The sequence below is a fragment of the Sphingopyxis sp. LC363 genome (genome assembly GCF_000756385.1).
Classification (GTDB): Bacteria; Pseudomonadota; Alphaproteobacteria; order Sphingomonadales; family Sphingomonadaceae; genus Sphingopyxis.
Window position 1 is genome coordinate 47,445 of sequence record NZ_JNFC01000006.1, and the last position, 22,626, is coordinate 70,070.

Consider the following 22,626-nt stretch of genomic DNA (forward strand, 5'->3'; position numbering starts at 1 on the left):
AAGTGGTGCGTGCGCCGATGCAGGAGGATTATCTGGGGACGGCGATCGATTTCGCCGCGCCCCTCGGCGAACCCGCGCTGCTCGCGCCGGACAGCGTCCAGTGGCGCGTCTACAAGAATGCGATCGCGCTCGGCATCGGCGGCATCGCGGCGGTGCTGCTCGAATTCGCCGAGCCGCGCATCCGGTCGGGCGTGTGGGATCATTCGACCTACAAGGCCGACCCGATCGGCCGTTCGCGCCGCACGGGTCTCGTCGCGATGCTCGCCTGCTATGGGCCCGCAAGCGCCGCGAAGGAGGTGATCGGCAAGGTCAACCGCATGCACGGCAAGGTGAAGGGCGAAACGCCGGCGGGCGACAAATATCGTGCGATGGACCCGCTGCTGCTCGACTGGGTCGCGGCGACCGCCTCATACGGCTTCCTGATGGCCTATGATCGTTTCGTCCACCCCCTGAGCGACGCCGACAAGGATCGCTTCATGGCCGATGGCGATGCGATCGGTCGCGAGTTCGGGGCGCGGCGTACGCCGCCGACGGTGGCGGCCTTCATGACGATGATGGAGGAGCTCGAACCGCGCTTCGAGCCGCATCCGATCATCTTCGAATTTCTCGATATTATCCAGTCGGGCCGCGCCGCGCCGGGCGTGCCGCGCTTCCTGCATCGCGCCATTGCGCGCGCGTCGGTGTCGCTCTTGCCCGATCATATCCGTCGCAAGCTCGACCTCGGCCCGCGCTATGATCTGACACGGCTCGACCGCACCGCGCTGGGCATCGCCGGCCGGCTCGCCGATCACCATGTCGACCGTGCTGCGCCGCATTGTCAGGCAAGCGTCCGCCTCGGTCTGCCGCACGATTTCCTGTTCAAGTCACCCGCCGAGCAGCGGCGGCTTTTAGCCGCCGCTTAGGAACAGCGGTTCCACCCGGCGCCGCGCACCGCGCGGCCAGGCGTCGCGCCGCTATGCTCGCCGCCCTGCAGCACCGCGACGCCGTTGACGAACACGTCGCGCACCCCGACCGAATATTGGTGCGGTTTCTCGAAGGTCGAACGGTCGCCGATCGTCGCCGGGTCGAAGACCACCACATCGGCATAATAGCCGGGCTTGAGCGCGCCGCGATCCTTGATGCCCAAATTGGTCGCGGGCAGGGTGGTGAGCCGGTACACCGCCTGTTCGAGCGGGATCAATTTCTCGTCGCGGACATAGCGGCCGAGCAGCCGCGCGAAATTGCCATAGGTGCGCGGGTGCGCCCCCGATTTCAGAAAAACGCCCTCGGGCGCCTGCGACGCCGCGTCCGACCCGAAGCTCATCCAGGGAAGCTGGATCTGCTTGCGGACATTGTCCTCGGACATCAGGAAATAGACGGTGCCGACGCGCGAGCCGTCCTCGACGACGAGGTCCATCGCGGTTTCCTCGGGCGACTTGCCGCGCATCTTCGCGACTTCGGCGAGCGTCTTGCCCGTCAGCGGTTTCAGCGCGTCATTCTTGAAGCCCGAGAGGATCATCTTGTCGGCGCCCGCGCCGAAATAGAGATTTTCCCAGTCGCTTCCGGGCTTTTTCATTTCCTCGGCGACGCGCGCGCGGATCGCGGGATCCTTCAGCCGCTCGATCCATTGCTCGAGCCCGCCCGCCTGCACCCACGTCGGCATTGCGGCGTCGAGCCCGGTTGCTCCCGCCGTATAGGTGTACATGTCGGTCGTGATCCGCAGCCCCGCGGCGCGCGCATCCTCGATCTTCTTCACGATCGTGTCGAGCTTGCCCCAATTGCTGCGCCCCGCCATCTTGAGGTGATAGATTTCGGCGGGCGCGCCCGAACGGCGCGAAATCTCGATCAGCTCGTCGCCCGCCTCCTCGATCCGGTCGCCCTCTGACCGCATATGGCTGATATACATGCCGCCGCATTTCGCGGCCTCGCTCGTCAGCGCGACGAGCTCGTCGGTCTCGGCGTAGGAGCCCGGCGCGTAGATGATCGAGCTGCCGACCCCCATCGCGCCTTCATTCATCGCTTGCTTCACCAGCGCGCGCATCCGGGCGAGCTGCTCGGGGTTCGGGTCGACGTCGCCTTCGCCCAGCTCGTGCACGCGGACCGTCGCCGCGCCGACGAAGCTTGCGACATTGGTCGATATGCCGCGCTTCTCCAGCCAGCCGAAATAGTCGCCAAGCGTCGTCCATTCGATCGGATATTTGATGTCGCCCTGCCGCTCGGTCTCTTGGCGCTTCATCGTGGCGTTCATCGGCCCCATCGACCAGCCTTCGCCCATCACCTCCAGCGTGACGCCCTGTCTTATGTCGCTCTGGCTTTTGGGGTCGGCGATCAGCGATTCGGTCGCCCAGCTCAGCATATTGATAAAGCCGGGCGCGACCGCCATGCCCTTTGCCGCGACCTCGCTCTTCGCGGTGCCGTCGACCTTGCCGACCGCGACGATGCGATCGTCCTTGATTGCGAGATCGCCGACGACGGGCGGCTTGCCCGACCCGTCGTAGAGGGTGCCGCCACGGATGATCAGGTCATAGGCCGGCGCCTGCGCGGCGATCGGCCCCGCGACCAGCATCGAGCTGCACAGCAGCAAAAGCGAGGGTGCGAAGCGCCGGGGCGGTGCCATTTTCTTCTCCGTTTTTCGGTGGGTTATCCGTGAAGGCTCATCAAGCTGTCCATCAGCCCGTCGTCGGCGCTCGAACAGACGCCGAGGACGAGGGCTTCGTCATACCCGTCGGCGACGACATAGGCGTGGCCCATCGACGAATCGATATAGATGCCCTGGCCGACGTCGAGCGTGACGGGGTCGTAGAATTCGCTGTGCACCTCGATCCGCCCTTCGAGGACATAGATGAATTCCTCGCCCTGGTGATGGACGAGCTCGCCGAACTCGCTCGCGCTGTGGGCGCGGATGCGCGTCAGGATCGGGATCATCCGCTTCTGGCGCAGATCGGTGCAGAGGTAATGATAGTCGTAATTGTCGGTGGTTACGCGCGCCGCGCGCTCGATCGTTCCGATGCTGCGGCGCCCGGTGACGCGCGGGGTGCTGTCCTCCTCATCCTCGGCGAACAGGTCCGACATGCGAATCTTGAGTCGCTGGCTCAGTTGCTGGAGCTTGTCATAGCTCAGCGTCAGCCGGTCATGCTCGACCTTCGACAGCGTCGAAACCGGAATGCCCGACTTCGCGCTCATTTCCTTGAGCGTCCAGCCGTTTCGCGCGCGAATGCCCTTCATCACCGTGCCGAGCGTCGGCGGGGTTGCACGGTCCGCCATCAGTTTTTCCATTCCATATTTGACAATTTTCTAATCAGGATCATTATGTCCCTATTGGGCCAACAACTGTTGGTCCCTTGGTAAGGGGTCGCGCGGCTTGCCGCAAGGTGTGACAGGCGCGCCAGACAAAAGGGGAAAGCGATGCGTTTCATCCGCAAGGCGATGATCGGGCTGGCGGCCTTTGCCGCGCTGCCGCTCGCGGCGCAGGGGCCGGTGCCCGCGCCCGCCGTGAAGAAGGCCGAGGCGACTGCGCCGGTTGCCAAGACGGCTACGGCGCCGGTCGCGCTCGACCCCAAGGATCTCGAAGCGTGGATGGACGGCTATCTGCCCTACGCCCTCGAACGCGGGCGCATTCCGGGCGCGGTCGTGGTCGTCGTGCGCGGCGGCGAGGTCGTGCTTCAGAAGGGCTATGGCTATTCGGATGTCGCCAAGCGTGCGCCCGTCCTGCCCGAGACGACGCTTTTCCGCCCGGGCTCGGTGTCGAAGCTGCTGACCTGGACCGCGGTGATGCAACAGGTCGAGGCCGGCAAGATCGACCTCGACAAGGACGTCAACGCCTATCTCGATTTCAAGATTCCGCCCTATGAGGGCAAGCCGGTGACGATGCGCAACATCATGACGCACACCGCGGGCTTCGAGGAATCGGTGCGCCACCTGATCAGCAGCGATCCGAAAGCGGTGATGACGCTGAAGAAGCAGATGCCGCTTGCGCTGCCCGAGCGCGTCTTCGCGCCCGGCACGACCCCGGCCTATTCGAACTATGCCACCGCGCTCGCGGGCTATATCGTCGAGCGCGTCAGCGGCGAGCCGTTCGACAATTATATCGAAAATCATATCTTCCAGCCGCTCGGCATGACGCATTCGTCGTTCCGCCAGCCGCTTCCCGCGCGCCTCGTGCCGCATATGTCGAAGGGCTATCCCGACGTCACCGGGAAGCCCGAGCCGTTCGAAATGGTGATCCCCGCGCCCGCGGGCAGCCTGTCGTCGAGCGGCGCCGACATGGCGAAGTTCATGATTGCGCACCTCAATGACGGCGCGGGGCTGATGAAGCCCGAAACCGCGAAGATGATGCACGATTTCAAGGCCCCCGGCGTCGGCCCGCTTAACAGCATGGCGCTCGGCTTTTATGAACAATGGGTCAACGGCCACCGCGCGATCGCGCATGGCGGCGACACCGTCTGGTTCCACTCCTACCTCTGGCTGTTCCCCGACGCCGATACCGGAGTTTTCGTATCGATGAACAGCGCGGGCAAGGACGGCGCGGCGGGTGCGGTGCGCAGCGCGCTGTTCCACAAATTCGCCGATCGCTACCTGCCGGGTCCGGCCGAAAAGCCGGCGCAGGTCGATGCCAAGACGGCGCGTGAGCATGCGCAGATGATGGTCGGCAATTATATCAGCAGCCGCGGCTCCTTCACCAATTTCATGAGCCTGTTCGGCCTGCTGGGGCAGGCGTCGATCAGCTTGACCGAGGATGGAAAGATCACGCTCCCCGCGCTCGACGGGCTCGGCGCTGGCGCGCGCGACTGGGTCGAGGTCGAACCCTTTGTGTGGCGCGATACGGGCACGGGCGAGCGTCTTGCCGCCGAGGTCAAGGACGGCCGCGTCGTGCGCTGGAGCATCGACGCCGGGTCGCCCTTCATGGTCTTCGAGCCCGCGCCCGCCGGCGTCAACGCCGCATGGCTCAATCCCGCGCTGATCCTCGCCTTCGGCATTATCTTGCTCGCGGCGCTGGCATGGCCGGTGCGTGCGCTGGTGCGGCGCAGCTTCAAGGCCGAGTTCGCGCTTCAGGACAAGTCGCTCCGCGCCTATCGCCTGTCGCGTGTCTTCGCTTGGATCGCGCTCGGCGCGCTCGCCGGATGGATCGGGCTGATCGCCGCTTTCTCAGCCGACATCGGCAGCATCGGCGGGCCGCTCGACTGGCTCATCCACCTGCTGCGTATCCTGACCCCGCTCGCCGCTTTCGGTCTGCTGGCGACGGCGGCCTGGCATCTCTGGCTCAGCATCAAGGGCAAGCAGAAGTGGACGATGAAGCTGGGCGCGGTGTTGCTCGCGCTCGCCGCGCTCGTACTCGTCTGGGTGACGCTCGTCTTCCATCTCTATGGCTTCGGGATGGTCTATTGATGGCGACGCAGCAGGCCTCGAAATTGACGCTCGACCTTCGGGTCGAGCGTTTTCCCTATCATCAGCCCTTCCGCATCTCCGGCCACGTCTTCACCGAAACCGCGCTGCTCGTCGCCGAGATATCCGACGGCACACATGTCGGGCGCGGCGAAGGAGCCGGGGTCTATTATCTCGGGGACGACATCGACCATATGCTGGCCGAAGCGGCACGGGTTCGCGATGACATCGAGCGCGGCGCAACGCGCGAGGAATTGCAGCATCTGCTGCCGCCCGGCGGCGCGCGCAATGCGCTCGACTGCGCTTTCTGGGATCTGGAAGCGAAGCAGGCGGGACGTCCCGTGTGGGCGCTCGCGGGGCTTGAGCAGCCCAGGGCTCTGCGCTCGACCTTGACGCTCGGGGCGGACAGCGCCGAGAATATGGCGAAGGCCGCGTTAGCGATCGACCCGGAGGCGCCGATCAAGGTCAAGCTGACGGGCGACCTTGCCGACGATATCGCGCGCATCGAAGCGATCCGCACCGCACGCCCCGACGCGTGGATCGGCGTCGACGCCAATCAGGGCTATGACGTCGGCACGCTCGCCGACCTGCTCCCGGTGCTCGTCTCTGCGCGCGTCGCGCAGCTCGAACAGCCGCTCAGGCGCGGGCGCGAGGCCGACCTCGACGGGTTGAAGCGGCCGCTGCCCTTCGCTGCGGACGAAAGCGCGCTCTCGCTCGTCGATACCGCCGCACTCGTCGGGCGCTTCGACATCGTCAACATCAAGCTCGATAAATGCGGTGGCCTGACCGAAGGGCTGGCGATCGCGCGGCAGGCGAAAAAGCTCGGGCTCGATGTGATGGTCGGCAACATGATGGGGACCAGCCTGTCGATGGCGCCGTCCTATCTGGTCGGCCAGCTCTGCGACATCGTCGATCTCGACGGGCCGACCTTCCTTGCGCGCGATCGCGTGCCGGGTGTCGAATATCGCGGCGGGATGATCCATTGCCCGGCAGAAATTTGGGGTTCGTGACAATTTGATGTCCTAAACGGGTTGACAATTTTCTGATTAGGACAATAGTCTTTGAATTGAGATTTCATTGAGGGAGGCTGGAATGACGTCGTCATTCCCGATGACGCGCCGCGCGGCACTCGCGGGCGCGGTCGGGGTCGCTTTGTCCGCGCCGATGGTGAATCGCGGCGCCTATGCCTTCGCGGCGGCCCCGGCGAAGGCCTATTCGCGCCGCGCGGTCGACCTCGTCGCCTCGTCGCTCGTCATCGACATGCTCGCGCCGCTCAAGATCACGCTCGACGAGAATTATGTCGCGCACCGGCTGACCGACGCCGAAGCCGCCGAGTTCCGGGCGAGCGGCATCACCGGCTTTCACAACGCTTACGGCCTTGGCGGCCCCGACGCGAAGGCGCAGGCGATGGAATTCCTCGCCGGCTGGCAGGGCTTCGCCGGGCGCAACAGCCATGTCTTCACCCTCGTCGACACGGTCGCCGATCTCGACCGCGCCAAGGCGGAAAAGAAATGCGCGGTCATCATGGGCATCCAGAATGCCGAGCATTTCGAAAAGGTCGAGGATGTCGCGCTGTTCCGCCGCCTCGGCCTCCGCTGCGCGCAGCTTACCTACAACAGCCAGAACCGGATCGGGTCGGGCAGCACCGAGCGCGTCGACGGCGGCGTCAGCGATTATGGCGCGGCGATCATCGCCGAGATGGAAAAGCAGAAGATGCTCGTCGATGTCTCGCATTGCGGTGACAAGACGACCTTGGACGCGATCGAGATAGCGAAGGGCCCGATCGCGATCACCCACAGCAACGCCCGCGCGCTCGTCGATCACCCGCGCGTAAAGACCGATGAAGCGATTCTGGCGCTCGCCGCAAAGGGCGGGGTGATGGGCATCACGGGGGTGCGCATGTTCGTGCGGACGACCGACCCGACCAACGTGGGGCATATGGCCGATCATATCGACCATGTCGCGAAGCTCGTCGGCATCGACCATGTCGGGATCGGCTCCGACGCCGACCTGCACGGTTACGACGACATGCAGCCGGACGAATATGCCGCGCTCAAGGGCAGCTACAAGGGCAGCTACGCTTTTCGCGACAAGATCGACATCGACGGTTTCGACCATCCGTTGAAGACCTTCGATCTCGTCGAGGAACTCATCCGCCGCAACTATTCGAACGATAACATCCGGGCCGTGCTCGGTGGCAATTTCCGCCGCCTGCTCGCCCAAGTCTGGGGGTAAGACGATGAACAAGGGACTTTTCGTTGCAGCAAGCATCGCCGCGGTGATCGCCGCGATGCCGGCACAGGCGCAGGAAGCGGGCGCGATCGAAGCCGCGGGCGAGATCGTCGTCACTGCGCAAAAGCGCGTCCAGAATGTGCAGGACGTGCCGATATCGATCGCCGTGGTCAGCGGCGAGGAACTGCAGGAGCAGGGTTCGGCCTCGCTCGTCGACTATGCGGGCTATGTTCCCGGCATGAACGTCAGCAATGGCGGCACGCCGGGCCAGACGACGATCACGCTGCGCGGCGTCGCGCCATTGAACGCCAGCCAGACCGTCGGCATCTATCTCGATGATGCGCCGGTGGGGTCGAGCGCGCTCTACAATCGGGCGGGGTCGTTCACGATCGACCTCATGCCCTATGACCTCGAACGCATCGAGGTGCTCAAGGGGCCGCAGGGCACGCTTTACGGCGCCAGCTCGATCGGCGGCCTCGTCAAATATGTGACCGTCCAGCCCGATACGAGCGCTTTCAAGGTGCGCGCGGGCGTCGAGGGTTTCACGATCAAGGACGCGGGTAGCCTTGGCTGGGGCGGGCAGGTCTATGCCAACGCGCCGATCGTCACCGACACGCTCGCGATTTCGGGCAGCTTCGCGTGGCGCAAGACGCCGGGTTGGGTCGACAGCGTCAACAATGCGGGGCTGAAGGACCAGAATGACTATGAACAGCGCGGCGGCCGCGCCGCGCTCTTGTGGCAGCCGACGCCCGAGCTCAGCATCAAGCTCGCGGGCATCTGGCAGTCGCTCGATTCGGACGGAAATGGTCTCTACGCCGCCGATCTCGACGGCAACCGGCTCGGCAACGGCCATTCGTTCAACAATTATGTCCCCGAATCCTACGACATCGATCTCGATTATTATTCGGCGACGATCGACTATGATTTCGGCGCCGCGACGCTGACCTCCGCGACGACATATAGTCAGACGCAGAGCCGGCAGGTGCAGGATGCAAGCTACGCCTTTGGTGTGCTGTTCCCGCTGCTCACCGACGGCGCGGTCGATCCGGGCATCACACCCTTTTCGCTCGACCTCGGGCTCAAGAAATGGACGCAGGAAGTCCGTCTCGCTTCGCCGAGCGGCGGGCGGTTCGAATGGATGATCGGCGGTTTCTTCACCGACGAGGAAACGAGCAATGCCCAGCTCGTGCGGTCGTTCGACATGGACGGCAATAGCATCCCGGGCCTCGACCCGCTGGCGATCGTCGGGCTGCCCGCGACCTACAAGGAATATGCGATCTTCGGCAACGCGACCTTCAAGCTGAGCGAGCAGTTCGAAGTGACCGGCGGCCTCCGCTGGGCGCGCAACGAACAGACTTTCACCCAGATCAGCGAAGGCGCGATCGTTCCCAGCGCCAACGATCCGGGTGAATCGGCCGAAAGCGTCTGGACCTTCTCGGTCAGCCCGCAGTTCCACATCAACGAGGATGCGATGCTCTACGCCCGCGTCGCGACGGGCTATCGCCCCGGCGGCCCGAACGTCATCGTTCCCAATGTCCCGCCGAGCGTCGATGCCGACCGCATGACCAATTACGAGGTCGGGCTGAAGGCCGATTTCGCCGACCGCATGGTGTCGGTCGATGCCGCCTTCTTCTGGATGGACTGGACCGACATCCAGGTCACACGCGCCTTCGGCGGCGTGTCGGGCGGCGCGAACGGCGGCAAGGCGACGAGCAAGGGTTTCGAAGGCAGCCTCGCGCTGCGCCCGGCGGCGGGGCTGACGATCAGCGCCACCGGCAGCTACACCGACGCGACGCTTAGCGAGGACGTGCCCGAGATCAGCGGCGTCGATGGCGACCGCCTGCCCGCGGTGCCCAAGTTCAGCGGCGCGCTGCGCGCCGATTACGAGTTCGAACTGGGCGGCGGCAACAAGGGCAGCTTTGGCGCCGGCATCCGCCACGCGAGCAACCGCCTGTCGCTGGTCGAGAGCGATCCGCTCGTCGCGCGCGCCAAGGCCTATACGTCGGTCGATCTCAACGCGTCGGTGACCTTCGATGATCACTGGACGCTCCGCGCCTATGCGCGCAATCTGCTCGACAACAAGGGCGAGATGGCGCGATCGACGTTTGCCGACGGGCTGAACCAGCCGAGCTTCCTCGGGATCTCGCCGCTGCAGCCGCGCACGATCGGCGTCGCGCTCGACATGGCTTTCTGAGCGAACTGGAGTTGGACAAGATGAACGCGCCCACCGGCAGACTGGCCGAAAGCCTGACCCTGCCGCAACCCTATCTGCTGTTCCTCGGCGACACGACCGAGGCGGGCTATGCCAAGACCGCCTTTGGCCTCGCCGACTGGGCGGCCGACCGCTGCGTCGGCGAATATGGAATCGGCGCCTGCTCGGTCAGCGCCGGCCTGCCGCGGCTGTCCCCCGCCGAGGCGCGTGCCGCGGGGGCGAAGTCGCTGGTGATCGGCGTCGCGAACCAGGGCGGCGTCATCGGCGACGCGTGGGTCGCCGTGCTTGTCGAGGCGATGGAGGCGGGGCTCGATATCGTCAGCGGGCTCCACACGCGGCTCACAAGCATCCCCGCGCTCGTCGAGGCGGCGCGGCGCACCGGCCAGCGCCTGATCGACGTGCGCACCCCGCCGCCGTCGATTCCGATCGCCAATGGGCGCAAGCGGAGCGGCAAACGATTGCTGACCGTCGGCACCGACTGCGCGCTCGGCAAGAAATATACGGCGCTTGCGCTCCATCGCGCCTTCGTCGCGCGCGGGATCGACGCCGATTTCCGCGCGACCGGCCAGACGGGGATCATGATCGCGGGCGGCGGCATGCCGATGGACGCGGTGGTTTCGGATTTCGAGGCCGGGGCGGCCGAGATATTGAGCCCCGACGCGCCTGAAAACCATTGGGATTTGATCGAGGGGCAGGGATCGATCTTCAATCCCGCCTATGCGGCGGTGTCGCTCGGCCTGCTGCACGGCAGCCAGCCCGACGTGTTCGTCGTCTGCCACGATCCGGCGCGCAAGGTGATTCTCGGCATGGAAAGCTTTGCACTGCCGAGCATCGAAGAGGTGATCGACCTGACGATCCGCCTCGGCAGCCGCACCAATCCCGCGATCCGCTGCGGCGGCGTGAGTCTCAACACCTCGGCTTACGACGCCGACGCGGCCGAGGCGCTGATGGCGGCCGAGCGGCAACGCCTCGGCCTGCCGGTCACCGATCCGATCCGCGGCGGCGCGTCCTTCGATGCGCTCGTGGACAATATTCTCGCATGAGTGTGGGCGAGACGGGTGGCAGGTCGAGCTGGTTCCAGCGCTTCCTGCTGCCCGGTTTCGCGCTGAAGGCCGTCATCATCGGCGGCGGCTATGCCACGGGGCGCGAACTGGCGGAATATTTCGTGCCGTCGGGGCCTTGGGGCGGGCTTTCCGCCATGCTGCTCGCGACGCTGATCTGGAGCGTCGTCGCCGCGTTGACCTTTGCGCTCGCGCGCCGGATACGGGCCTATGATTATCGCAGCTTCTTCGAAGGACTGCTCGGCCCCGCCTGGATCGCGTTCGAGGTCGCCTATCTGATCTTCGTCGTACTGATCCTCGCGGTGTTCGGTGCGGCTGCGGGTGCGATCGGCGCGGCGACGTTCGGCTGGCCCGAGCTCGCGGGATCGGTGCTGCTCGCGCTCGGCATCCTCGGTTTCACCGCCTTCGGAACCGCGCTGGTCGAGACATTGTTCAAATATGCCTCGATGCTGATCTATGCGGTCTACGCGCTGTTCCTGCTGTTCGCGCTCACCAGCTTCGGCGACCTGATCGCGAGCGGTTTCGCCAATGCGCCGCCGCCTTCGGGGAACTGGGTGGCGGGCGGCATCACCTATGCGAGCTACAATATCGTCGGGGCGGTCGTTATACTGCCCGTCCTCCGTCACCTGACGAGCCAGCGCGATGCCGTGGTTGCCGGGCTGATCGCAGGGCCGCTGACGATGCTGCCCGCGATCCTCTTCTTCGTCGCGATGATGGCTTTCTACCCCGCGATTGGCGGTGAGACGCTGCCCTCCGATTTCCTGCTGCGCCAGATGGCGGTGCCGGGTTTTCATGTGCTGTTCCAGCTGATGATCTTCGCCGCGCTGCTCGAAAGCGGGGTTGGCGCGATCCATGCGATCAACGAGCGCGTGTCGGGCGTCGTCGAGGCGCGCGGCCGCCGGCCGCTCGGGACCGGCGCGCGCGCGGCGATCGGCGGCGTCGTGCTCGTCGGCTGTATGTTCGTCGCGGCGCGCGTCGGCCTCGTCGACCTGATCGCCAGCGGATACCGCTTCCTCGCGTGGCTGTTCCTCGCGACCTTCGTGTTGCCCTTGCTCACCGTCGGTATCTGGCGCCTGCTGCGCCCCGCACTCGCTCCCCATATGGAGGCTTTGCCATGAAACGCCTGCTTGCCCTGTCGCTGATGCTGTCGGTCGCCGTGCCGGCGTGGGCCGAGCCGCCCGCCGACATCGGCGAAAGCGTCGAGGCGCTGCGCAAGAAAATTGGCGCGGCGGGGGGGTCGATCGCGATCGTCGAGGACGGCAAGACGACGCTGTCGCGCGGCTGGGGCGTGCGCAAGCTCGGCGAGCGCGCGCCGGTCGATGCACAGACGATTTTCCAGACCGGCTCGACCGGCAAGGCGATGACCGCCGCGGCGCTCGCGGTGCTGGTCGACGAAGGCAAGATCGCGTGGGACGACCCCGTCATCAAACATATGCCGTGGTTCCGCATGTACGACCCGTGGGTCACGCGCGAGATCACGATCCGCGATCTCCTCGTCCACCGCAGCGGGCTCGGGCTCGGGCAGGGCGATCTGATGTTCGTGCCGCGCACGCACCTCACGCGCAAGCAGACGGTCGAGCGCGTCGCTTATTTGAAGCCCAAGACGAGTTTCCGCTCGGCCTATGCCTATGACAATATCCTCTACGCGGTCGCGGGTCAGCTGATCGAAGAGGTCACCGGCCAGACGTGGGAGGACTTCATCCGCGCGCACGTTTTGCGCCCCGGCGGCATGAAGAATGCAACGAGCGACAGCGAGGACCGCTTCCGCATTGCCAACCGGTCGTGGCCGCACGCGCGGCTGTCGGGCCCCTTGCGCGGGCTCGGCCCGCAACAGGCGCTGAACGAGCGCGACGAACTCGGCCGCAACGGTGCCCCCGCGGGCGGGCTGGCGCTCAGCGCCGACGACATGGCGGCGTGGCTCAAGGTCCAGCTCGCGCATGGCGCACTCCCCGATGGGAAACGCCTGTTCAGCGAGGAACAGGCGGCCGAGATGTGGACGCCGGTGACGCCGGTGCCGATCACCCCGCTGCCCGACGCGCTCAAACCCGCGCAGCCGACGCAGCAGGCCTATGCGCTCGGCTGGAATGTGCAGGACTATCGCGGCCACCGCATCATCCAGCACGGCGGCGGCGTCTTCGGTTCGATCACGCGCGTCGTGATGATCCCCGACAAAAATGTCGGCTTCGCGATCATGATGAACAGCGAGGACAGCGGGATGCTCCTCGGCCTCACCTACGATCTGCTCGACCATTATCTGGACCAGCCCGAATATGGCTGGATTACGAAATGGGAGGATTGGTATCAGGCGCGGCTCGCCGGAGGGGTCGAGTTTCTGAAACAGTCGAAGGCATCGCCGGCGCAGAGCGGTCCCTCGCTCGCGCTGGCGGGCTACGCCGGGCGCTATCGCGACCCCTGGTATGGCGACGTCGTGATCGGCTCGGACGCGAAGGGGCTGACGATCGATTTTACATCAACGCCGCGGATGGCGGGGCGGCTCGACCATTGGCAATATGACAGCTTCGTCACCAAATTCGACGATCCGGCGATCGAACCCGCCTATGTGACCTTCGCGCTCGACGCCGACGGCAAGGTGACGGGCGTGACGATGAAGGCGGTTAGCAAGATCGCCGACTTCAGCTGGGATTATCACGATCTCGACCTGAAGCCTGTGGAGGACAAGAAGTGAAGCCTATCGCGATCCTGCTGACGGCCACCGCGCTGACCGCCTGCTCGACCGGCGGCGACCAGCCGAAGGCGGCGCCCGAAGCGCCGCTGCACAGCCGGATGCTCGTGCTCGACACGCATCTCGACACGCCGCTTCATTTCGAACGCACGGGCTGGAGCTTCGCCGATCGCCACGCGCTCGCGGACGATATGGCGCAGCTCGACATCCCGCGGATGAAGGACGGCAACCTCGATGGCGGCTTCTTCGCCATCTATACCGAGCAAGGCCCGCTGACCGCCAAGGGCTATGCCGACGCGCTGGCTTTCGCGCGGGCGCGGTCGGCGCTGATCGACCGCACCATCGCCAAATATCCCGACGCCATCGCGCCTGCGCGGACTGCGGCCGACGCAGTGCGGCTGAACAAGGAAGGCAAGCTCATCGCCTTCAAGTCGATGGAGAACAGCTATCCGCTCGGCGAGGATCTGTCTTTGCTCCAGGAGTTCTACGACAAGGGGCTGCGCCTCGCCGGGCCGGTGCATTCGAAGGATAACCAATTCGCCGACAGCGCGACGGGCGAGGGACGCTGGAAGGGACTGAGCCCGCTCGGCAAGCAGTGGGTGGCGGAGATGAACCGTCTCGGCATCGTCATCGACGCGAGCCATTCGTCCGACGCGGCGTTCGACCAGATGCTCGAATTGTCGAAATATCCCATCCTGTTGTCGCACTCGAGCCTGAGGTCGGCCTACGACCATCCGCGCAACCTCGACGAGGGGCGGTTGAAGGCGCTCGCGGCGAAGGGCGGGGCGATGTGCATCTCGACCATCTTCATGTCGGAGATGAAGATGTCGGCCGCGCGCGGCGAGCTGTTCGGCAAATATGAACGGATCGGGTCACTGTCTCCCGCCGAACAGGCCGATCTCAATCGCCAGTGGCGCGAACTCGACAAGACCGAGGCGCTGTGGGCGGCCGATTTCGAGGATTATATGACGATGGTGCTGCGCGCGATCGAGGTCGGCGGGGTGGATCACATCTGCTTCGGTGCCGACTGGGACGGCGGCGGCGGCCTGCCCGGCATCGAGGATATTTCGGCGCTGCCCAAGGTCACCGAACGGCTGAAGGCGGCGGGCTATTCGGACGCCGACATCGAGAAGATGTGGAGCGGCAACATCTTGCGCGTGCTTGCTGCGCAGGGAAAATAGACGAGGTTCAGCTCCGGAATTGCTTGGGATCGATCCCCAGCTTCGCCATCTTGTCGTAAAGCGTCTTTCTCGGCACCCCCAACCGTGCCATCGTTTCGGCGATATGGCCACGCGTCTGCACAAGCGTGTCCTCGATAATCGTCGCCTCGAAACGGCGCACGCGCTCGGCGAGCGGCGCGTCGGCGGGCATCGCCGCGCGGCCGGGGTCCGACGGCAGGTCGAGCACGACGCTATAAGCGAAATTCTTGAGCTCGCGGACATTGCCCGGCCAGTCGTGCTCGACAAGGTGGCGGCGCACCGCGTCGTCGATCCGGAACCCCGCCAACCCCATCTTCGCCGCGGCTTCGTCGAGGAAGAAGGCGAAGGTCTGCGGAATGTCCGACCGCCGCTCGCGCAGCGGCGGGATGCGCAGCTTCACGACGTGCAGCCGGTAATAGAGATCTTCGCGGAAATCGCCGCCGCGCACCGCGTCCCTCAGGTCGGTCTTGGTCGCCGCGACGACGCGCAGGTCGACGGGTTCGGGCGCGCTGGCGCCCAAGGGTTGCACTTCGCGCTCCTCGATCACGCGGAGCAGCTTGGCCTGCACCGCGGGGTGCATCGTGTCGATTTCGTCGAGGAACAAGGTCCCGCGATGCGCGCTGCGGATCCGCCCGGCCTGTCCCAGCTTGCCCGTCGCCCGGTCGATCATGTCGCTGCCGAACAGCTCGGCTTCGGCCAGCTCTTGCGGCAGCGCGGCGCAATTGACTGCGACGAGCGACGCCGCGCTCCGCCGGCTCTGGCGGTGGAGCATATGCGCGACCAGTTCCTTGCCCGTCCCCGTCTCGCCCTCGATCAGCACGTCGATGTCCGCCTGCGCGAGCTGCGCGATCGTTTCGCGCAGCCGCACCATCGCGGGGCTTTCGCCGATCAGCGGGCTGTCGATCGCCGCGGCCGCCGCGGTCAGCCGGCGGTTGTCGAGGATCAGCGCGCGGTGCGCGAGCGCGCGGCGAACGACGCCCACCAGATGGTCGGCGGCAAAGGGCTTGGCGAGGAAGTCGAAGGCGCCGTCGTGCAGCGCGCGCACCGCCATCGCGACGTCGGCATGGCCGGTGATCAGCACGACCGGAATCTCGGGATCGATCGCGTGGATCGCGGCGCGCAGCTCGAGCCCGTCCATCCCCGGCATCCGGATGTCGGTCACGACGACACCCGGAAAATCGGCGGCGATCCGCGGCAGCACGCTGTGCGCGTCCGCATAGGCCTCGGCTGTCAGCCCGGCAAGGTCGAGCGTCTGGACATTGGCCTCGCGCAGTGCGGAGTCGTCGTCGACGAAAAAGATCGTCTGCTCGGCGGTGAAGAAGCTCATGCCGGCCTCAACGTCAGGCGAAAGCCTGCACCGCCGAGCGGCGAGGGGATGAGCGTCAGCGTGCCGCCGAAGCCGCTCATGATGTCGCTCGCGATCGCCAGCCCCAGTCCCAGCCCGTCGGGCCGCCCGGTGACGAAGGGCGTGAACAGCTGCGGAAGGATCTCGGCGGGAACGCCGGGGCCGTTGTCGCAAATGTCGATCAGCACCGGGGCGCTGCCGTGCGCCAGCAATGTGACGCGCGCACCGTCGACGTCGCGCACCGCCTCAGCGGCATTTTGCAGCAGGTTGATCAGCACCTGCTCCAACCGCACGCGGCCCGCATGCACCGCGATGGCCGGATCCTCTACCTCCACGTCGAGCGCGATGCCCTGCGCGCGCAGCCGGTCGCCGATCAGCAGCAACGCCCCGTCGATCGCCGATTGCATCGGGACGGGACCGAGCGGCGCCGGCGCGCGGCGCGCGAAATTGCGCAGCTCGCCGGTGATCGCCCCGACCCGCGCGGTCAACTCGACGATATGGTCCAGATTGCCGCGCGCCTTGCCCGCCTGCTCGCGATTGAGATAGGCAAGCGCGTTTTCGGCGAAGGTCCGGATTGCGGCGACCGGCTGGTTGATCTCATGCGCGACGCCCGCGGTGATCTGCCCGATCGAGCCGAGCCGGCTCGCCTGCGCCAGTTCCTCGCGCGCGGCGCGATAACGGCGATCGGTTTCGGCCTGTCGTTCCGATGCCTGACGTAGCTCCTCATTGGCGGTACGCAGATCGCGCGTGCGGGCGGCGACCTCGCGTTCGAGCGCTTCGTGCGCGGCCTGCCGCATCGTCTGCCGCTCGACGAAGCGGAGCAGCGTGACGATCGCCGCGCCTACCAGGATAAGGAGGATCAGGAAGATGACGCGCGCGATCGCGCCGGCGCTGGCGCGCGCGGGCCCGGCGGGCTGGAGCAGGCGGAGCGTGCTGCCGGGGAGCGACACGCGCTCGTCGGCCTGGCGGAACAGATCGTCGCCGATACGAAGATCGCCGTCGATGCGGTCGGCGGGCAGGGGAGCTAGCCGCGCCTCACCATAGCTGCGCGTCGCGCGTAGCCGTTGCTGCGCTTCGGCCGAGATCGGCGCGAAAGAGCGGAAGCGCCAGCGCGGATCGCTGCTCATCACGACGATCCCCGCCGCGTCGGTCACCAGCGTCGTCGCGGGTGAATCGGCCCAACGTGCCTCTAGCTTGTCGAACTCGACCTTGAGCACGATCACGCCGAGCTGGCGTCCGCCCACGGTGACGCGCCGCGCCAGATAGAGTCCGGGGCGTCCGCTCACCGTCCCGAGCGCGAACAGCTCGGCCGCGCCGCGCTGCATCGCGCCCTGGAAATAGGGCCGAAAGCGGTAGTTCTGGCCGACGAAGCTCGTCGGCGCGCGCCAGTTGCTCGCCGCGATCGTCGTGCCGCCGGCGTCGAGAACATAGATCACCGTGGCATCGGTGCGCGCCGCGAGCTGCTCGAGTTCGCGGTCGAGACGGCGCGAGGCGGCGGCGCTCTTGTCGGCGAGCGCCGCGCGCACGTCGGGAAATTCGGTGAGGACGCGAGGCAGCAGGCGGAATTTCTGCAATTCGCTTTCGAGCAGGCTCGCGTGCGCGCGCGCATTCTGGCGCGCCTCCAGATCGGCCTGTGCGCTCGCGCGGCCCGCCGCCCACTGCGCAAGCGCGAACCCGGCGACGAGCAGGATGGCAAGTCCCGCCGCAGCCGCGACGATCACGCGCCGGCGGTTGGCTTGGGGACCGATCGGAGTCGAATCGCTCATCGAAGGCATGTGCGGATTATTGCACAAACATTGCCGAGTGTATGCGGAGAATCGCACAATATGCGTTCGCCGGTCGATACGCGAATATATAAAATCTATTTATTACATGATATTGTGCCCATCTCATGTCATGTTTGACCCCCTCTCTGCGCCGCTCCTAGATTAGCGGAAAGGTCGCTCGACGGCCGCGAGATGCGTCGATGGGCGCGAGAATGGGGAGAGGCTGGTGGCAGCCACGATCGATCTGAACGCGATACAGGCGGAGCCGAATCCGCGGCCGTGGTGGGCACATCTCTATGTCCAGGTGCTCGGCGCGATCCTCGCTGGCGTGCTGCTCGGCCATTATTGGCCGTCGGTGGCGACCGAGTTCAAACCGCTCGGCGACGGTTTCATCAAGCTCGTCAAGATGATCATCGCGCCGGTCATCTTCCTGACCGTCGCGACGGGAATCGCTTCGATCGGTGGCGAGACCAAGGCGCTCGGCCGCGTCGTCGGCAAGACTTTCGCCTATTTCCTCTTCTTCTCGACGCTCGCGCTGATCGTCGGGCTGGTGGTCGCCAATGTGATCCAGCCGGGCGCGGGCATGAACATCGACCCGGCGACGCTCGATGCCGGGGCGGTCGCGCAATATGAGGCGAAGGCGCACGAAGCGACGCTCACCGCCTTCCTGCTCGAAATCATTCCGACCACCTTCGTTTCGGCACTGACCGAGGGATCGATCTTGCAGGCGCTGTTCGCCGCGATCCTTTTCGGCCTCGCGCTGTCGCACGCGGGCGAGCCGGGACAGCAGGTGCTCGGCCTGCTCGAAAAAGTCTCGGTCGTCTTCTTCGGCCTCGTCGGCATGTTGATGAAATTCGCGCCGATCGGCGCGTTCGGCGCGATGGCCTTTACGATCGGCCGCTATGGCGTCGAATCGCTCGCCAACCTCGGCCTGCTCATCGCGACCTTCTACCTGACCTCGCTTTTCTTCGTGATCGTGGTCCTCGGCGCGGTCGCGCGGCTGTGCGGCTTCTCGATCTTCAGCCTGATCGCCTATCTCAAGGCCGAATTGCTGCTCGTGCTCGGTACCTCGTCGTCCGAAGCGGCCTTGCCCAGCCTGATCCAGAAGCTCGAACAGGCGGGCTGCGCGAAGCCGATCGTCGGCCTCGTCGTGCCGACCGGCTACAGCTTCAACCTCGACGGCACCAACATCTATATGACGCTCGCGGCGCTGTTCATCGCGCAGGCGGTCGGGGTCGATCTCAGCCTCGGCGACCAGATCGCGCTGCTGCTCGTCGCGATGGTCAGTTCGAAAGGCGCGGCCGGGGTTACCGGCGCGGGGTTCATCACGCTCGCGGCGACGTTGTCGATCGTGCCGTCGGTGCCCGTCGCGGGGCTCGCGCTGATCCTCGGCATCGACCGCTTCATGAGCGAGTGCCGCGCGCTCACCAATTTCATCGGCAATGCGCTCGCGGCGATCGTCGTCGCGGGATGGGAAAAGGCGCTCGACCGCGACGCGCTTCACCGCGCGCTGGGGGGCGAGCCCGCGCCGCTCGCCGCACAGCCGATCGAAACCGACGCCGATTGACCGGACAAGAACAAGATATGGGGAGTGAGACAATGAATATGACCAAAGCCCGCTGGGCCCGCCACAGCAGCCGCACCGTGCTGGTTCTCGCCGGCATCGGCGCTTTCGCCGCGCCACTCGCCGCGCAGGAAACGCCAGACGAAGCTGCTGCCGCCGCGGCGGCGGGCGAAGAAGCGATCGTCGTTACCGGAAGCCGCATCGCGCGCGAAACCTATGACACGCCGGCGCCGGTGATCGGCGTGACCTCAGAAGATTTGCTCGAAGCGGGCGATAGCGAACTCAGCGAGACGCTTGCCGACCTGCCGCAGCTGTCGTCGGCGAACAATGATTCGACGGTCACCGGCAACACGCAGAATTCGGGCCTCAGCTCGATCGAACTGCGTAACTTGGGCTCGAACCGCACGCTCGTCCTCATCGACGGCCGCCGCACCGTGTCGAACTCGGGGATCAGCAATCTCGTCAGCCTGTCGACGATCCCCAGCGATTTCATCGACCGGGTCGAGGTCATCACCGGCGGCACCTCGTCGGTCTATGGTTCGGACGCGGTCGCGGGCGTGGTCAACATCATCACCAAGAAGAATGAGCGCGGCCTGACGCTGCGCGCACGTGCGGGCATCACCTCGGAGGGCGACGGGCAGGAGCTGACGCTCGGCGCGACCTATGGCACGCGCTTCGCCGACGGACGCGGCTATTTCCTCCTCAGCGGCACCTATGACCGCGACTGGGGCATCCGCGCGGTCGACCGCGAATGGGCGGTGCGGCCGGTGTCCTACGATTATGATTTCGATAATGGCATCAACGAGTTCGAGGGGGTCTATATCAACGAAAACGGCGCGCCCGCCAGCGGATCGCGTCCTGCGTCCGAATTTCCGCCGCTGGTGATGAGCGATCTCAGCAGTTTCATTCCGGGCGGCGTGTTTTCGGGAGTCAGTTCGCGGCGCGACCGTTTTTACCGGAACGGCCAGCTCGTGCCGCTCGGCCCCGATGTCCAGACGGGCGAGCCGATCGGAGTGGGAACCACCGACGACGGCAACACGGGCTATTTCCTGCCCAATCGCGACGGCTACAACCAGCGCACCGGTCGCTCGCTGATCCTCGCGCGCAAACGCTATCTCGGCGCCGCCAAGCTCGAATTTGAATTTTCCGACGCGGTCGAGGCCTTCGCGCAGCTCCAATATTCGCGGATCACCTCGGGCGAAACGCGCGAATCGGTCGGTATCGGCTGGGATTCGACCTATCCGCTGACCGATCCGGTCACAGGCATCACGACCGAGGTCGAATATGGCAAGATCCCGTGCTTGCGTAATGGCCCCTGCAATCCCTTCGTCCCCGCCGAACTGCGCGGCAACGAAACGCCGTCCTCCGGCGTCGGCATCGCCTGGGATCGCCGCTTCGACGAGGTCGGCGGCCAGATCACCGAAAACAAGCGCGAGACGATCCGCAGCTGGGCGGGCCTGCGCGGCAAGATTTCGGACAGCTGGAACTGGGAAGCGAGCTTCGGCTACGGCCAGTACAAGCAGGACCAGTGGCGCCGGAACGAGATCAACGGCGTCAACCTGACGCAGGCGCTCGATGCCGAAATGGGAGCCAACGGGCCGCAATGCGCCGACGCCGACGCGCGCGCCGCGGGCTGCGTGCCGATCAACCTGTTCGGCGAAGGAGCGATCACGCCGGAGGCGGCGGCGTGGATCCGCGCCGACTTGCATCAGGAGCTGACGATCCGCCAATATACCGGCCAGGCCTTCGTCACCGGCGAACTCTTCCAGCTTCCCGCCGGTCCGGTCGGCGCCGCCTTCGGCATCGATTACCGCAAGGACAGCCAGGAACTCACCGGCGACCTCCTGTCGCAAACGGGCGGAACGACGGGCAACGCGGTGCCCAATTTCGGCGGCTCGATCCGCGCGCTGGAAGGCTATGGCGAAGTCAGCGTGCCGCTCCTCCGCGACGCGCCGGGCGCCTATCTGCTTAGCGTCGATGCCTCGGCGCGCGTCGCCGACTATAATATCGACAATGTCGGGACGGTGTTCAGCTGGCGCGGCGGCGTTCAATATGCCCCGATCCCCGATATCCGCTTCCGCGCGCAATATGCCCGCGCCCAGCGCGCGCCCGACATCGCCGAGCTTTATTCGCCGCCGCGCGGCAATTTCGAGGCCGCGAACGATCTCTGCGACGGCGTCACTCCGACGACGGCGGGGCGGATTGCGGCCAATTGCCGACTCGATCCCGGCATTCAGGCGCTGTTCGCGCAGCAGGCGGCCGACAATGTAACGCAGCAATATTCGCAGGCGGGCAACAACCTCTACAGCCCCAACGGCGGCAACCTCGACCTCAAGGAAGAAACCGCCGATACGCTGACGCTCGGCGCCGTGATCGCGCCGCGTTTCGTGCCCGGCCTGACGATCGCGGTCGATTATTACGACATCCGCATCAAGGACGCGATCGACGCCTATTCGAACCGCGACATCCAGCTGCAATGCTATGACACCGACGTGCCGCAGGCGGACAACCCCTTCTGCGCCGACATCACGCGCAACGCGAACAACGGCCAGATCGTCGAGCTGGTCCAGCGGCAGGTCAATCTGGCGCGCTTCGACACGCAGGGGATCGACGTCGCGTTCAACTATCGCTTCCGCCTCGACGACGCGCTCGGCATTCCCGGCCGCTTCGACCTGCGCTACGACGGCACGCATGTGCTGAAGCAGAAGGTGCAGTTCCAGGGCGTCGACGGGACGGTCACCAACGATCTTGCGGGCGACCTTGCCGAAGGCAGCTTCAAATATCGCGCGCGCGGCTCATTGAGCTGGAAGCTCGACAATTTCCGCATTCGCTGGACGACGACTTATTACGGCAAGATCAACGACAGCAATTCGCTCGCCGATCAATATGCGGCGCTCCTCGAAACCAACCCGAATGCCGAGGTGCCGATTTTCCTCAACATCGGCGACGTGTGGGAGCACGACCTGTTTATGTCGTTCGATATCGACAGCGGCGGCAAGGAATTCCGCCTCTATGGCGGGGTGAACAATCTGTTCAATTCGACCAGCCCCTTCCTGCCGAGCGGGACCGAGAGCGGTCGCTTGACCAACCAGAACGGCGTCTATGATATTGCCGGACGCCGCTTCTATGTCGGTGCGACGGTGAAATTCTGATGGGAAATGCAATGCAAAGAGCTTCGGGGCTTCGATCCACTGGACCCCTGA

General features: G+C 65.6%; 15 protein-coding genes. 11 read left to right on the plus strand and 4 right to left on the minus strand.

Annotated elements, in window-relative coordinates; genetic code table 11:
* Nucleotides 1-2: 2 nt before the first annotated feature.
* Nucleotides 3-902: an oxygenase MpaB family protein gene (locus FG95_RS03530; protein ID WP_235211443.1), complete on the plus strand. Its 900-nt coding sequence runs from the start codon at nt 3-5 to the stop codon at nt 900-902.
* Here FG95_RS03530 and FG95_RS03535 read toward each other — a convergent pair.
* Both FG95_RS03535 and FG95_RS03540 read right to left on the minus strand, forming a co-directional pair.
* Nucleotides 899-2,596: an N-acyl-D-amino-acid deacylase family protein gene (locus tag FG95_RS03535; RefSeq protein ID WP_037554015.1), complete on the minus strand. Its 1,698-nt coding sequence runs from the start codon at nt 2,594-2,596 to the stop codon at nt 899-901. The two genes, FG95_RS03530 and FG95_RS03535, sit on opposite strands and share 4 nt — an antisense overlap.
* A 23-nt stretch (nt 2,597-2,619) precedes the next feature.
* Complete coding sequence (locus FG95_RS03540; protein WP_037554057.1) at nt 2,620-3,243, minus strand: helix-turn-helix domain-containing protein; 624 nt, start codon at nt 3,241-3,243, stop codon at nt 2,620-2,622.
* A 141-nt stretch (nt 3,244-3,384) separates the two neighbouring features.
* Here FG95_RS03540 and FG95_RS03545 point away from each other — a divergent pair, with 141 nt between their 5' ends.
* The 8 genes from FG95_RS03545 to FG95_RS03580 all read left to right on the plus strand — a co-directional run bounded on the left by FG95_RS03545 (nt 3,385) and on the right by FG95_RS03580 (nt 14,730).
* Nucleotides 3,385-5,364, plus strand: a complete 1,980-nt coding sequence (locus FG95_RS03545) for a serine hydrolase domain-containing protein (RefSeq protein ID WP_037554016.1) — start codon at nt 3,385-3,387, stop codon at nt 5,362-5,364.
* On the plus strand, nt 5,364-6,371 hold the full coding sequence (locus FG95_RS03550; RefSeq protein ID WP_037554017.1) for a dipeptide epimerase: 1,008 nt from the start codon (nt 5,364-5,366) through the stop codon (nt 6,369-6,371). The genes FG95_RS03545 and FG95_RS03550 overlap by 1 nt, the downstream gene beginning before the upstream one ends.
* 82 nt (nt 6,372-6,453) lie before the next feature.
* On the plus strand, nt 6,454-7,596 hold the full coding sequence (locus tag FG95_RS03555; protein ID WP_037554018.1) for a dipeptidase: 1,143 nt from the start codon (nt 6,454-6,456) through the stop codon (nt 7,594-7,596).
* Between the two features lie 4 nt (nt 7,597-7,600).
* On the plus strand, nt 7,601-9,787 hold the full coding sequence (locus FG95_RS03560; protein WP_037554019.1) for a TonB-dependent receptor: 2,187 nt from the start codon (nt 7,601-7,603) through the stop codon (nt 9,785-9,787).
* A gap of 20 nt (nt 9,788-9,807) precedes the next feature.
* Nucleotides 9,808-10,848, plus strand: a complete 1,041-nt coding sequence (locus tag FG95_RS03565) for a DUF1611 domain-containing protein (RefSeq protein WP_037554058.1) — start codon at nt 9,808-9,810, stop codon at nt 10,846-10,848.
* The gene (locus FG95_RS03570; RefSeq protein WP_037554020.1) at nt 10,845-11,984 is read left to right on the plus strand and encodes a YkvI family membrane protein; all 1,140 of its coding nucleotides are present in this window, start codon (nt 10,845-10,847) and stop codon (nt 11,982-11,984) included. The genes FG95_RS03565 and FG95_RS03570 overlap by 4 nt, the downstream gene beginning before the upstream one ends.
* Complete coding sequence (locus FG95_RS03575; RefSeq protein WP_037554021.1) at nt 11,981-13,552, plus strand: serine hydrolase; 1,572 nt, start codon at nt 11,981-11,983, stop codon at nt 13,550-13,552. Before FG95_RS03570 ends, FG95_RS03575 begins: the two co-directional genes overlap by 4 nt.
* On the plus strand, nt 13,549-14,730 hold the full coding sequence (locus FG95_RS03580) for a dipeptidase (RefSeq protein WP_037554023.1): 1,182 nt from the start codon (nt 13,549-13,551) through the stop codon (nt 14,728-14,730). The genes FG95_RS03575 and FG95_RS03580 overlap by 4 nt, the downstream gene beginning before the upstream one ends.
* Before the next feature lie 7 nt (nt 14,731-14,737).
* On the opposite strand, the gene FG95_RS03585 is transcribed toward FG95_RS03580, so the two are convergent.
* Together FG95_RS03585 and FG95_RS03590 are read right to left on the minus strand one after the other, a co-directional pair.
* Nucleotides 14,738-16,075 (minus strand): sigma-54-dependent transcriptional regulator, encoded by a 1,338-nt coding sequence (locus tag FG95_RS03585; protein ID WP_037554025.1) that lies wholly within the window; start codon nt 16,073-16,075, stop codon nt 14,738-14,740.
* Complete coding sequence (locus tag FG95_RS03590) at nt 16,072-17,859, minus strand: sensor histidine kinase (RefSeq protein ID WP_161786527.1); 1,788 nt, start codon at nt 17,857-17,859, stop codon at nt 16,072-16,074. The genes FG95_RS03585 and FG95_RS03590 overlap by 4 nt, the downstream gene beginning before the upstream one ends.
* Before the next feature lie 223 nt (nt 17,860-18,082).
* On the opposite strand from FG95_RS03590, the gene FG95_RS03595 reads away from it, so the two are divergent.
* Entirely contained in the window at nt 18,083-19,426 is a 1,344-nt protein-coding gene (locus tag FG95_RS03595; RefSeq protein ID WP_037554026.1) for a dicarboxylate/amino acid:cation symporter, read from the plus strand.
* A gap of 32 nt (nt 19,427-19,458) precedes the next feature.
* Nucleotides 19,459-22,575, plus strand: coding sequence for a TonB-dependent receptor plug domain-containing protein (locus tag FG95_RS03600; protein WP_052182048.1), 3,117 nt, complete (start codon nt 19,459-19,461; stop codon nt 22,573-22,575).
* The last annotated feature ends 51 nt before the right edge of the window (nt 22,576-22,626 follow it).

Bases quoted from the DNA above. Each gene is read 5' to 3' on its own strand.
- FG95_RS03535 (WP_037554015.1), bottom strand. From the start codon at position 2,596: ATGGCACCGCCCCGGCGCTTCGCACCCTCGCTTTTGCTGCTGTGCAGC.
- FG95_RS03540 (WP_037554057.1), bottom strand. From the start codon at position 3,243: ATGGCGGACCGTGCAACCCCGCCGACGCTCGGCACGGTGATGAAGGGC.
- FG95_RS03545 (WP_037554016.1), top strand. From the start codon at position 3,385: ATGCGTTTCATCCGCAAGGCGATGATCGGGCTGGCGGCCTTTGCCGCG.
- FG95_RS03550 (WP_037554017.1), top strand. From the start codon at position 5,364: ATGGCGACGCAGCAGGCCTCGAAATTGACGCTCGACCTTCGGGTCGAG.
- FG95_RS03555 (WP_037554018.1), top strand. From the start codon at position 6,454: ATGACGTCGTCATTCCCGATGACGCGCCGCGCGGCACTCGCGGGCGCG.
- FG95_RS03560 (WP_037554019.1), top strand. From the start codon at position 7,601: ATGAACAAGGGACTTTTCGTTGCAGCAAGCATCGCCGCGGTGATCGCC.
- FG95_RS03565 (WP_037554058.1), top strand. From the start codon at position 9,808: ATGAACGCGCCCACCGGCAGACTGGCCGAAAGCCTGACCCTGCCGCAA.
- FG95_RS03570 (WP_037554020.1), top strand. From the start codon at position 10,845: ATGAGTGTGGGCGAGACGGGTGGCAGGTCGAGCTGGTTCCAGCGCTTC.
- FG95_RS03575 (WP_037554021.1), top strand. From the start codon at position 11,981: ATGAAACGCCTGCTTGCCCTGTCGCTGATGCTGTCGGTCGCCGTGCCG.
- FG95_RS03585 (WP_037554025.1), bottom strand. From the start codon at position 16,075: ATGAGCTTCTTCACCGCCGAGCAGACGATCTTTTTCGTCGACGACGAC.
- FG95_RS03590 (WP_161786527.1), bottom strand. From the start codon at position 17,859: ATGAGCGATTCGACTCCGATCGGTCCCCAAGCCAACCGCCGGCGCGTG.
- FG95_RS03600 (WP_052182048.1), top strand. From the start codon at position 19,459: ATGAATATGACCAAAGCCCGCTGGGCCCGCCACAGCAGCCGCACCGTG.